Annotated in this window: 9 protein-coding genes; 4 read left to right on the forward strand and 5 right to left on the reverse strand. The window is 52.4% G+C overall.

What is annotated here, in order from left to right; all coding sequences use genetic code 11:
• Positions 1 to 190: 190 nt before the first annotated feature.
• From NYE24_RS32710 to NYE24_RS32725, 4 genes are all read right to left on the reverse strand, one after another.
• Positions 191 to 1,570 (reverse strand): sugar porter family MFS transporter, encoded by a 1,380-nt coding sequence (locus tag NYE24_RS32710; RefSeq protein WP_036693509.1) that lies wholly within the window; start codon positions 1,568 to 1,570, stop codon positions 191 to 193.
• A gap of 212 nt (positions 1,571 to 1,782) precedes the next feature.
• Entirely contained in the window at positions 1,783 to 3,117 is a 1,335-nt protein-coding gene (locus tag NYE24_RS32715) for an AraC family transcriptional regulator (protein ID WP_342477636.1), read from the reverse strand.
• Positions 3,092 to 4,558: a histidine kinase gene (locus NYE24_RS32720; RefSeq protein WP_342477637.1), complete on the reverse strand. Its 1,467-nt coding sequence runs from the start codon at positions 4,556 to 4,558 to the stop codon at positions 3,092 to 3,094. Before NYE24_RS32720 ends, NYE24_RS32715 begins: the two co-directional genes overlap by 26 nt.
• Positions 4,555 to 5,550: a substrate-binding domain-containing protein gene (locus tag NYE24_RS32725; protein ID WP_342477639.1), complete on the reverse strand. Its 996-nt coding sequence runs from the start codon at positions 5,548 to 5,550 to the stop codon at positions 4,555 to 4,557. The genes NYE24_RS32720 and NYE24_RS32725 overlap by 4 nt, the downstream gene beginning before the upstream one ends.
• Before the next feature lie 265 nt (positions 5,551 to 5,815).
• Here NYE24_RS32725 and NYE24_RS32730 point away from each other — a divergent pair, with 265 nt between their 5' ends.
• Genes NYE24_RS32730 through cydC form a run of 4 tightly spaced genes read left to right on the forward strand, consistent with a single transcriptional unit; the run spans position 5,816 to position 11,690 of the window.
• Entirely contained in the window at positions 5,816 to 7,183 is a 1,368-nt protein-coding gene (locus tag NYE24_RS32730; RefSeq protein WP_342477640.1) for a cytochrome ubiquinol oxidase subunit I, read from the forward strand.
• Positions 7,180 to 8,193, forward strand: coding sequence for a cytochrome d ubiquinol oxidase subunit II (locus tag NYE24_RS32735; RefSeq protein ID WP_036693500.1), 1,014 nt, complete (start codon positions 7,180 to 7,182; stop codon positions 8,191 to 8,193). The genes NYE24_RS32730 and NYE24_RS32735 overlap by 4 nt, the downstream gene beginning before the upstream one ends.
• On the forward strand, positions 8,194 to 9,954 hold the full coding sequence (gene cydD / locus NYE24_RS32740; RefSeq protein WP_342477641.1) for a thiol reductant ABC exporter subunit CydD: 1,761 nt from the start codon (positions 8,194 to 8,196) through the stop codon (positions 9,952 to 9,954).
• Complete coding sequence (gene cydC / locus NYE24_RS32745; protein ID WP_342477642.1) at positions 9,951 to 11,690, forward strand: thiol reductant ABC exporter subunit CydC; 1,740 nt, start codon at positions 9,951 to 9,953, stop codon at positions 11,688 to 11,690. Before cydD ends, cydC begins: the two co-directional genes overlap by 4 nt.
• A 17-nt stretch (positions 11,691 to 11,707) precedes the next feature.
• Here cydC and NYE24_RS32750 read toward each other — a convergent pair whose 3' ends face one another.
• Positions 11,708 to 12,592: an AraC family transcriptional regulator gene (locus NYE24_RS32750; RefSeq protein ID WP_342477643.1), complete on the reverse strand. Its 885-nt coding sequence runs from the start codon at positions 12,590 to 12,592 to the stop codon at positions 11,708 to 11,710.
• Between the last annotated feature and the right edge of the window lie 18 nt (positions 12,593 to 12,610).

Here is a 12,610-nt window from a genome sequence, read left to right on the forward strand (position 1 = left end):
CGATCTATTAATAGATGGGAAATCACAAAAGTAAATATCGGTCCATTTCATTTTGATTGGGGTAGTTATGAAAAAGCCATTAATAGCACCTTTGGAGTGGCGGGCATCCAATAATAAGCTCAGCAAAAAAAGGCTGACCAAGTGCCGGAGTAACACCCGTCGATTTGGTCAGCCTGTATTGCTAAACTCTTTAAACTTCTGTTTGCAGCCGATGCTTCAGCTGTTTTTGTTCCGAATGAAGGGCCATCTCAGTCTCGATCTGCTCCAGGGTGCGGCCTTTGGTCTCAATGACCACGAAGCGGACGAAGAGGAGACCCAGGACACAGATGAAGCCAAAGGCCGAGAAGATGACTCCGAAGCTGAACTGGTCAGCAAGAATAGGGAAGATCAGACCCACAGCCAGCGAACCCGTCCAGTTGAAGGCGGAGGAGATGCCGCCGCCAATGCCGCGTACAGAGAGCGGGAAGATCTCCCCGACGATAATCCAGGTAAGCGGCGCCCAAGAAAAGGCATAACACAGGATGAAGCTGCAAAGCGCGATTAAGGTCACCCAATTGAGTACGCTTGCTTCGACTCCGAATCCGCCGAGCAGAGCCGGCGTGAAGAAGGACAGCGCCATCCCCGCACTGCCCACAGTGAGGATGGTCCGGCGGTTGAATCTATCCACAAACTGCAGGAAGAGGATCGTCGTTAACACGAAAATTACTCCCACGATGACGGTGAATCCGGCAGCCAGCCGCGGAGATAAGCCGACGTTGCGGGCAATACTTGTGGCATAGTACACAATCGAGTTGGCGCCTTGGATCTGCTGGAAGGTGGCCATGCCGACCCCGATGACTAAAGCCATGCGGAACTTGGAGTGGAAGAGCTGAGAGATTCCGGATTGTTCATGATCGGCAACACCCTCGATCTCGGCAATTTCGGCATTGATCTCATCCTTGGAAGTGCGCAGCGCACTTAGAACTTCACGGGCTTTGCCGCTCATGCCGTTCTTAATCAAGTATCTTGGTGATTCCGGCAGCTTTAGCATACCCAGGAATAGAATAATGGCGAACAAGGCGGCGCTGCCCAGCATTAAGCGCCAGCTACCCGGAACCGGTTCAAAGAGGAAGGCCACAATATAGCTAAGCAGCATACCAATGACAATCATCAACTGGTTTAAACCGGAGAGCTTGCCGCGCATGTGAGCTGGAGCAATCTCAGACATATAGGCGGGAACCAGGGAAGAAGCTGTACCGACCGCAATCCCCAGGAAGATCCGGGCCACAGTCAGAGTCGTTTCGTCCGGCGCAACGGCGGAGCCGATGGCACCAATGAAGAAGATCAGGGAAGAGATCAGAATCAGCTTCCGGCGGCCGAATTTATCCCCCAGCAACCCGCTTAGAATCGACCCGATAATCGCTCCCCCCATCAGCGAAGAGACTACGATACCGATCCAGAGGGAGCTTAGGCTGAAATCGCTTTTAATATGTCCTTCCGCACCGGCAATAATGCCGATATCATAGCCAAATAGAATACCTGCAAACGAGCCGAAGAAAAATATAAATTTGCTCGATACTTTGTTCATCATGTACCATTCCCTTCTTTATGCAGACCGTATCCTTTAAAGGATTCTTGATCTTCAGAAAGAAGTATAGCACGCGTCTTCCGGCGCGGGGTCTGGAATCGTCTTCACTAATTCGGGACGTTCCCGCACTATTTTAAGCTGTCAGAAGCAGGGAAGAGAAGAAGGGTAATGTCTAGCATTATCTTGATTGGTAATCTCAATATAATCCATAACAGCTAAGACTGATCCTTGTATGAGGTGGGAGAGACACCCGTGATTTTTTTGAACACACGGCTGAAATAGTTCGGATCCTTGTAGCCGACCTCGAAGCAGACCTCCTTCAAGGAGAGCGGGGTGGAGCGTATTAAGGCAATGGCCTTCTCAATCCGCAGCCGGGTGACATAATCAATGAACGTCTCGCCACACTGCTGCTTGAAGATTTTACTGAAATAATGAGGGTTCAGATGGACAACTTCCGAGACATCCTCCAGTGACAAGTCCTCCGTAAAGTTCTCTATGATGTATTGCTTGGCCCGGTCCAGCACGCTTAACGTCTGTTCCTCGCGCTGTTCACGCATCTGGCGCAGGGCGGAGGCTACGTAGGATTGCTGAACGTCTGCACCATTTCCATCTGCGGCGCCCGGTGAGGGGAGCAGGACATTCTGCTGCTTCAGCTCATCGAAATGGCAGACCGTCTCCGTCCGCTCCGGCAGCGTAGAGGCAAATACGGCTTCGTAATAGGAGGTGCGGAATCCGTCCGCTCCGCTGTGCAGCGATCCGATTCCGATGGAAGCCTTCAGGCCAAGAGTCTGTTCGCTGACCTGAGTAAGCTGCTCCGAGAGCTGTTTCGTCTGCCGGCGCCAGTCGTGTTCGCTGATTGCAGGCTGATGCAGAAAAATGGCCATGTGCCGGTCGATCAGGGGGCTGACCACTGAGCCGGGTCCATGCGATTTGATGAAGCTGCGGAGATGGTCGTAAATTTTGTTTTTCATCCGGGCGTAAGCCTCACCGCTATAGGCAATAACGATCGCACTCCCCTGCTTAAGAGACATCCCCAGCCAATCAGCGAGTTGTCCGGTGCTGGCATCGGCGCTGTGGTCCAGCATAAGCATCAGCGCCAGCTCATTCTCGGCAACCGGCAGAAGCTGAGAGACCTTGTCACGCAGATCCAGCTCCCTTACTCTGGACTCGCTCTCTTGTTCAATCTCCCGGACCAGCCGTTGGAATACAGCAATAAGCTGCTCCCGTTTGGCCGGCTTTAAGATGTACTCCTTCGCCCCGAGCGACAGCGCTTCCTGGGCATACGCAAAATAATCATAAGCAGTCACAACAATAAAGCGGGTGCCGGGCAGCCGCTCTTTCATCTCGCGTAACGCCTCCAGTCCGCCGATGCCGGGCATGTTAATGTCCATTATGGCAATATGCGGCCGGTATTTCTCTGCATATTCAATAGCCATCCGGCCGTTTGCGGCATGGATGAACTCAAAGGTGTCCGGCAGGTAGCGCTTCACCATACATTCAAGACCTTCGCGTTCAATCGGTTCATCATCCACGATCAATAACCGGTACATTTGGAGTCCCTCCTTCTTCCCCTACATTAGGAATCTTAATTTGAATGGTCGTACCTTGTCCCGGACTGCTGAATATTTCAATCAGATCATCCCGGTTATAGAAAAGCTGGAGCCGTCTGAACACATTGCGGGTCCCGATGCCGGTGGATGCTTTGACTTCCTGATCTTCCCGGTCTTCTTCGAGGCGCAGCAGCGAGAGCCGGGTTTCCTCTGTCATCCCGGCTCCGTTATCCGTTACTATAATGCAGATGCCCTCCGTCCTCCGCTGGACGATGAGAGAGATCCGTCCTCCGTCCTCCAGCTTGGCCACCCCGTGCTGAAAAGCATTTTCGAGCAAAGGCTGGAGGCTTAATGCCGGAATCCTCACCGGCAAAGCAGAGGGGTCCGCCTCCAGCTCGAACCCGATCCGGTCCCGGAACCGGGTCTGCTGGATCGCGGCATATTCCCGGATATGCGTCAACTCCTCCTGGAGGGTGACGGGCTGGTCCAGCTTCTGCAGGCTGTAGCGCAGCAGATTGGACAAAGAGATAGTCAAATCGCTGGTTTGCTCCGCGCCCTCCAGGAAGGCCAGCTTGGAGAGGACATTTAGCGTATTGAACAGAAAATGAGGGTTGATCTGGCTCTGTAAGGCTTGAAGCTCCAGCTCCTTTACGATCCGCTGCATTTCCAGGCTTTTTTTGTCCTTCTCAATCAGCACGCCAAGATCGGCAGACATTTGCTGAATAGCCTTTGACAGCAAGCCCAGCTCATCCTCCTTGTGCCATTGCAGCTCCGGCTTGATCCCTAAGTCCCCTTTGGCGATATGCTTCGCCATCTCCACCAGCTTGCGGACAGGAACGGTGATACTGCGGGAAGCCCAGACGGCCAATAGAACGCTCATGAGTGTATTCATCACGAACAGAGCAGTCCCGCGCTGATTCATCCGTTCGTTCTCTGTACGAATGCTTTCGATAATGGGGCGGTAGAAGGCCAGCTCGGAATGAACCAGCTGCTGGCCGTCTTCGCGGATGAATCCGGCGATTTTCTCCGTCTCCATATAAGACTGGACAGCAGACTGCAGATCTCCGCGCTGGGCCGATGCCATGGAGAGGCGCTGCTGTTCCAGCAACGTGGACACCAGGTTGAGGTAGCTTTCCGGATCGAAGGTGTGGGTGGGAGAATTAAGCTTGGGCAACGCCTTGATCTCATGCTGCAGCGCCAGCAGCTCCTTCCCGGCAGACTGGACTTCTGAGGTCTCCGCGGGGTTGGCCAGGTAAGCATAGAGTAAGTGGAGATTGCTTTCCGCCGACTCTGTCGTTTTCTCAATCAGCAGAATCCGCTCCATCATTTCGTCATAGCTGGTCTGTACGATTTTCCCGCTCTGGAACACGAAGTAAGCCACGGAATTGGCGAGTACGACGAGTAGCGGAATGAAAATCAGCAGCTTCATGCGAATGGTCATGGTGTTGTCCCCCTAGGTGCAGACTCTGATCTGTCGGCCTTCAACACATAGGTACCGGTATAGGTTACAGATGGGGGGCTGCTCCCCTGCCAATAGCCGTGCAGCAACTGAACCGCCTGAATACCCATTTCTACCGGCTGCTGAACAATCGTTAGCTTGATGTTCCCTGCATGGACGGCCTCAACTGTCTCGATCTTATCGTCAAAAGCGAAGATCTGCACCCCACCCGGCCTTACGCGCCGTGCAGCATCCAGGATGCCCAATCCGTCGGATGAGCTGAACCCGACCATATAGTTCATATGCGGATACCGGACAAGCATGGTCTGGGTTTCCTGAGCGGCCTGGAGCATCGAGATGTCGGAAGTTGCGATTTCAGTGATGTGAAGTCCAGGGTGTTGCTCAATGACCGAACGGAAGCCCTTCAGCCGCAAGTGCTGATTCTCCGCTTGCTCGTTGCTGATCAGGACGCCGATGCTGCCCTGCTGCCCGGAAGCCTCGGCCACCAATTCACCCATTTGCCGGCCGGCGCCGAGGTTGTCGGTGCCCACATAGGCCAGCCGCTCAGAACCGGGCTCGTCCGTGTCCACAGCAATCATCGGGATACCTAGACCGGCTGCTTTGCGGATTAACCGGCGGTATTCGTCGTTATCGATTCCTTGAAACAGGATAGCATCGGCCTTGGCGGAGATAGCCTTATCCAGCAAACGGATTTGCTCTTCAGGATTAATCCGGTCCGGCCCGATATATTCCAGCTCCATGCCGTAGGCCAAGGCCGCCTTCCTGGCCCCTTGCTCAATCGCCCGCCAGGAATAATTGTCCAGCTCCTGTGCAATCAATACGATGTGGACCGGGTCACTACCTGAAGCGGGCTGCGTCTGCAAAGGCTTTACGAGAGTGTGAATCTGAATGAACGAACTGCTGAATTGCAGCAGCAGTCCCACGAACATGGATACAATCAGGACCAAAGCGATGGTCCATCTCCGGTTTGGCATTACAATCTCCCTCAATCATCAACATGGTATTGCCCATTATACATGAAATGGACAAAGGCGGAATATGAAACAGTCCATAGCATGTAACTTCCTATCAAACAATAGCCCGAAAGAGTAGTTTCAGGAGTATTCACCAAGATGTTAAAAAGAGTTGATCCTTTCATGAACGTTTAAAGGCAAAAAGGTGACCGGAACCGATTTACTTAAAATTAAAGATATAATAATTCAAAATATCTAACAGCTTTTATAAGGAGGCACTAACGTAATGGGCATTGATACCGTGCTGTGGAGCAGACTGGTGACAGGCTTGACACTGGGGTTCCATGTTATTTTCGCAACAATTGGCGTTGGGGTTCCGCTAATGATCGCCATTGCTGAATTCATGGGCATTCGTACAAAAGACGCTCACTACACGCTTATGGCAAAGAGATGGGCCCGCGGGTTTGTCATTTCTGTGGCCGTGGGCGTGGTGACAGGTACGGCGATTTCGCTTCAACTAGCCTTGGTCTGGCCGAATTTCATGAAGCTGGCCGGTAACGTGATTGCGCTCCCGTTATTTATGGAAGTGTTTGCTTTCTTTTTTGAGGCGATCTTCCTGGGCATTTACCTCTATACCTGGGACCGCTTCAAAAAGCCGTATATCCACTGGCTCCTTACGATCCCAATTGTTGCCGGTGCCGGGATGTCCGCTGTTTTTATCACAACTGTAAACGGGTTCATGAATCAGCCCGAGGGCTTCGCCATGGCGGGAGGGCAATTCACAGCAGTGAATCCGGTGGAGGCGATGCTGAATACAGCGACATTCTCCAAGGTGTTCCATGTCTTAAGCTCAGCCTATCTGACCGGAGCCGCACTGCTGGCAGGTATTGCCGCATTTGCACTCCTGAGGAAGGGCGCCTCGGAATACCATAAAAAAGCGCTGAAGCTGATGATGGCCGTGGTCATGGTGTTTGGACTTCTGAACCTATTTGCTGGAGATGTGTCCGCGAAATTTTTGGCTGAGCATCAGCCGGAGAAGCTGGCTGCGGCAGAGTGGCATTTTGAAACGGAAAGCGGAGCAGATCTGGTTCTGTTGGGGTGGCTTAACGCAGAGCATGAGGTTCTGGGCGCACTTCACATTCCCAAATTTCTCAGCTTCCTCGCCTTTGGAGATTTCAATGCAGAAGTGACAGGTCTGAATGAATTCCCTGCGGATGAGCGGCCGCCGCTCCTGGTTCATTATTTGTTCGATCTGATGGTCGGTGTAGGGTTCGCATTATTAGGCATTTCATTCTTGTATTTCCTGTTTGTATTCTGGAAGAAACGCAATGAGCATAACAAATGGCTGCTTCGCGCTATCGCGTTAGGTGCACCGCTTGCTTTTGTAGGAGTCGAGCTAGGCTGGTTTTACGCTGAAATTGGTCGGCAGCCCTGGATCTTAAGGGGATACATGCGTGTAGAGGAGGGGGCTACGACATCCCCGAGCGTGAGAATCCTGTTTTTTGTATTACTGTTGCTGTACATCCTGTTGGGAACTGTATGTGTTCTTGTGCTGCGGCGCATGTTCAAAGACAATCCGGCAGAAACCGAGATGGAGAAGTGGAATCAGCATCCCGGCGACAAATCAACAGGAAAGGGTGAGCACATAGAATGAGTTACGAGCTGATTGGAATTTCAGTGCTCTGGCTGTTTTTATACGGCTATTTAATTGTGGCCTCTATTGATTTTGGAGCCGGGTTCTTTGCCTTTTATGCCCGCCTGACGAAGCAGGATCATCTGATCAATCGTTTGATCTCCCGCTACTTATCGCCTGTGTGGGAGATTACCAATGTCTTTTTCGTCTTTTTTTACATTGGACTTGTCGGCTTCTTCCCGGATACCGCTTATTATTACGGATCGGCGCTGCTAGTTCCGGGAAGTATTGCCGTTATCCTCATTGCGATCCGCGGTTCGTTCTATGCATTTGAGAATTACGGCTCCAAAAATAACATCGTATATCTGTTTCTGTACGGCGCTTCGGGCCTGCTGATTCCCGCTTCCTTGTCCGTGGCGCTTACCCTGTCGGAAGGCGGCTTTATCTTTAAGCAGGGAGAGACCGTGTCTCTGGATTACTGGGCCTTGTTTACGAACCCCTTATCCTGGAGCATTGTAGGCTTGGCGATTGTATCTGTGTTGTTCATCAGCGCCTCCTTTTTGACCTTTTATGCTTCCCGGGCTGAGGATCATAATGCACTGAAGCTTATGCGCACTTATGCGCTGTTCTGGAGCACCCCGACCATTATTACCGCACTGACGGCCTTTATTTATTTGGGCCAGCACAATGCGCGGCATTTTCAAAATATGATGGATTTATGGTGGCTGCTTGCGCTGTCCGTTGCTTTCTTCATGCTTGCTATGTGGCTGCTGTACAGCGGACGCCGTTACGGCTTGGCGTTCATAAGCATCATGCTGCAATTCCTATGCGCCTTCTTCGCTTATGGGATCGGGCAGTATCCTTATATTCTGGACCCGTTCATAACGATCGGGAACAGCATCACTTCACCGGCCATGGGCCTGGCGCTGGTCATTGTGTTCATCGGCGGTATGTGCTTGCTGATTCCTTCCTTGATTCTGGTGTTCAAGCTGTTCCTCTTTGACGCAGATTATGTGAAAGGAAAGAAATAAATGAACAAGACAACAAGCCTGATCGCTGAGCAAATGTCTGGGCAACGAAAACGACTTGTTATACTGACCCTCCTGTCGCTCCTGCTCGGCATTGCGATTGTAAGTCAGGCCGGGCTGCTGGCGGAAGCGGTCCAGCGGGTGTTCGTGGAGAGGGCTTCCTTATCCTCGGTTGCTCTGTTGCTCGCGCTTCTGCTGTCAGTGATGGCGATCCGTACCTTACTGGTATACGCAAACGGAAGAGTAGGCCTAACTATGGCTGCCGACGCTAAGGCAAATATGCGTTCAGCCGTGCTGCAGAAGCTTACCCATGCGTCCATACCCTCAACACTGCGGGGTCAGACGGGGGGAAAGGTCAGTGTGGCGCTGGATGCAGTGGACGAGGCGGACAGCTATTTCAGTCACTACATGCCGCGGATGGCCGAAGCAGCGATCATCCCGGTTCTGATTCTGGCCGTTACGTTTATTTTACATGCGAATACCGGCTTCATTCTGCTGTTTACGGCACCGTTCATCCCTTTGTTTATGATTCTGGTGGGAATGCAAACGAAGAATAAATCCGAAGAAAAGTATGAGCAGCTTGCAGAATTCTCCGGCACCTTCCTGGATTCGCTTCAAGGGCTGGTGACCTTGAAAATATTTGGACAATCCCGCCGCCAGCAGCAGCAGATTGAGCGCAGCAGCCTGGGTTACCGTGATGCGACCATGGATATTCTGAAGGTTGCCTTTACGAATACGTTTATGCTGGAATCCATCGTCATGCTGGGTATCGGGATTGTTGCTCTTGAATTGGCTATTCAACTGCTCGTATTCAAATCGATGCCGTTCCACACGGCCTTTCTTGTTCTGCTGCTTGTTCCAGAGTTCTTTAACCTGCTCAAGAATACTGGAACCGCTTTTCACAGCGGGCGGACCAGTATGGGGGCGGTCCGTAAGGTGGAGCAGATGCTTGCGGATATAAGCGGCGGCACCGGCACACAGCCGGAAGGGGGCGGGCAGTCCTCAGCCAAGCTGCTACGGATGCCGCCATCCATTGCGCTGGATGATGTGCATTTTCATTATGCACCCGGTTCATTTGAGCTTAAGGCTGGGCCCGTATCCATAGAACCAGGACAGCATGTTGCCATCGTCGGCCACAGCGGCTCGGGCAAAACAACCTTGCTCCATCTCATTGCCGGGCTTTTGAAGCCGGTATCAGGGACAGTGAGGGTGGACGGAAGCCCGCTGACGGGGTGGGAGGAAGATTCATGGTTTGAGCAGATGAGCTACATTACGCAGCACCCCTATATTTTTGCCGGCACATTCGCTGACAATATCGCAATCGGTGCCGGACGCAAGGTCTTCAGAGAAGAAATCAGGCAGGCCGCAGAGGATGCGGGACTTGCACCGCTGATTGCCGGTCTGGAACAGGGACTGGACACCCATGTTGGGGAGGGCGGCAGGGGACTGTCGGGAGGGGAAAAGCAGCGTCTTGCTTTAGCGCGGGCATTCTTGAAACGTCCTGCCCTGATCTTGTTCGATGAGCCTACGGTAGGCCTCGACTTGCAGACCGAACAAATCCTGCAAAGCTCCATAACCGAGCTGGCTCGAAAGGCAACGATGATCACAGTCGCGCACCGGTTATATACGATCCGGCAAGCGGATCACATTTTGTTTATGGAGCATGGAGTATTGGCGGCGGCAGGACCTCACGACGAGCTCCTTGAACGTGTGCCTCAATATGCCGAGATGGTTGATATTCAGCGAAAAGGAGGGTCAGCATGAACGAACTGGCGATTTTGTCCAAGGCTATGATAGCGGAGCGTAAGGATATTCTCTTATCGATTCTGGGAGGGTTTATTGCGGGCGCAGCCGGTGTGGCTCTCTTCTCCGCGAGCGGGTATCTGATTTCACAGACGGTCTTCATGCCGCCGCTCTATACCTTGATCGTACTTACCGCGCTGGTCAAGCTGCTGGGCCTGCTCCGGGCGGCGAGCCGTTACGGAGAACGCCTTTATTCGCACAGGGCAACTTTTTCCATGCTTAGCCGTTTGCGCACAGGCTTTTTTGCCAGGCTGATCCCTTTAACGCCCGGTATATTGAACAAGAACCGCAGCGGAGATCTGCTGGCGCGGATTGTCGGGGATGTAGAGAGCCTGCAGAATTATTTTTTGCGTGTCGCTTATCCGCCGGTTATCGTCATCACGGTCTTTCTGGCAACCATGGTGTTCAGTGCCTCTTATTCATTCTGGATGGCCTGCCTGTTTGTAACAGGAATGCTGCTGACCGCATGGGTGGTACCGGGAATCGTACTGCTGGGTCAGCGGTCGATACACGGCCGCGTCCGTAAGCAGCGGGCGCTGCTGTCAACGGAAGTCACCGAGGTCTTGTACGGCTTCCGTGATCTGAAGGTGTACGGGCAATTGCCGCAGCGGGAACAGCAGCTCCAGGCGGCTTCGGCAGCACTGACAGCAGAGCAGCAGCGTGCAGCAAGCCATCTTCTGCGCGGACAGGCGATGCACACTTTTGTGACCTTTTTTATTTCCTGGAGTGTACTGACGTTAGGGGCCTATCTAATTGTGGAAGGTGCGCTGGCCGGAGTATTTCTAGCGATGCTTGTCATGGCTTCACAGACGGTGTTCGAAGAAGCCGCGGCCATGGCTACTTTACCTGCTTATAAGCAAGACAGCGAGCACGCGGCCAAAAGGCTGACTGATACCGTATTGACTGCCGGTAATTTACCTGTGCAGCCGGGCCGCACCCTGGCGGCGGGAGAGCCTGTTTCGGTAGAGCTGTCCGGTGTCACGTTCCAATATGAAGAGGAGTGGCGGCCTGCGCTGACAGAGGTGTCGCTACTGCTCCCGGCAGGCTCCAGAACGGCAGTGGTCGGACCGAGCGGTTCCGGCAAATCAACCCTGATCGATCTGCTGCTCAAGCTGAGCTCGCCTGTATCCGGGGATATACGTTTTAACGGCATTTCGGTAGAAGAGCTGGATGAGACAGGCCTTTGGGCAGCGTCTAATGTCGTATTACAGCAAAGTCATTTTTTCCGTGGAACGGTCCGTGATAACCTGCTGCTGAATGGAGAAGAACAGTCTGACGAAGCATTGTTAGAAGCTCTGGCTAAGGCCCAATTGCCGGATATGGCATTAACCGATGTTGTATTCGAAAAAGGAGAGAACCTGTCCGACGGCGAGAAGCAGCGTCTGGCTCTGGCACGGGTGATGCTCCGCAAAGGGCGGTTATGGCTGCTGGATGAACCGACCTCTTCGCTGGATTATGTAACAGAAGGGCGCGTGTTAACCCGCCTCTACGAACAGTCCGCTGGAGATACATTACTGCTCATTTGCCACCGGCTTACCGGACTGGAAGGTATGGACAGGATTATCGTCATGGAGCAGGGCAGGGTCATCGAAACAGGTTCGTATGCGGAGTTAATGGAACAAGAGGGCTACTTGTATCGGATGAAGCAGATTGAGCTGCAAATGATTGGAGCCCCCCTTTACTCCATCCGGGATTAGACGAAGCAGGCTTCGTTTCAACGCTTCTTTTTGTGTTGAGTAGCGGTTTCGCCGAAATACTTTTTGAACGCATTGCTGAATTGTTCCGGGGTGGCAAAACCAGCTTGTGCTGCGATCTCGCCAATAGATAATTGTGTTGTGAGCAGAAGCCTTGAAGCGGCGCCCATCCGGGCTTGCTGCTTCTTATCTTTGAAGGACATGCCATATTGCTTATGAACCATTCGTTCCGTCTGTCTGGTGCTTAGGCCTAATTGATTGGCAAGCTGTTGTAGCGTAATGGAGTTGTAATCATATAAAAAGCAGTTCTCTATCATGAGCAGTCTGCTATCATCGAGAGTCTTCAGGGGAAGGGACGCTATAGTGGTGTAATTCCCTCTATAATGCCTTAACAGGCAAATCACAATCATCTCAAGAATGTTGGTCGCCATCTGATGGACTCCGATCTGCCCGCTGGAGAGTTCTTCGGCAAGCATCTCGAATAAGGCAAGCATTGTACCGTCCTCTTGCCCAATCCAGAAGGGGTTGGCTACCAGCAGTTCGGGGAGAGACGGCTCGCTCAAGTGGGGATGTTTTACATTCGGAGAAACAGAATTTCCGGGCAAAATCTCAAAGAAGATGCAATATTCCGCCATGGGGTCTTTCAGATCGGGAATCTGCTCGTGAACGACATTCGGACCGGTTACAAAGAGCATGCCAGGCGAGATAGGGTAACGGTTGCCTTGTGCAATCAGAGTTCCCTGTCCGGTTGGAATGTAATGCAGCTCATAGCTTCCCTGGCTGTGGCTGTGTGCAGGCATAGCCTTATAGAAGTACCCGAACTTGACATACAATACGTTCAATACCATTGTGCCCAGAGTCAGCTTGATATCCAGATCACCGATGTTAATGTCAGGTAAGTTCATTCTTCTGCACGCTCCCCC

This window comes from Paenibacillus sp. FSL H7-0350, assembly GCF_038593195.1.
Taxonomy (GTDB): Bacteria; Bacillota; Bacilli; order Paenibacillales; family Paenibacillaceae; genus Paenibacillus_AQ.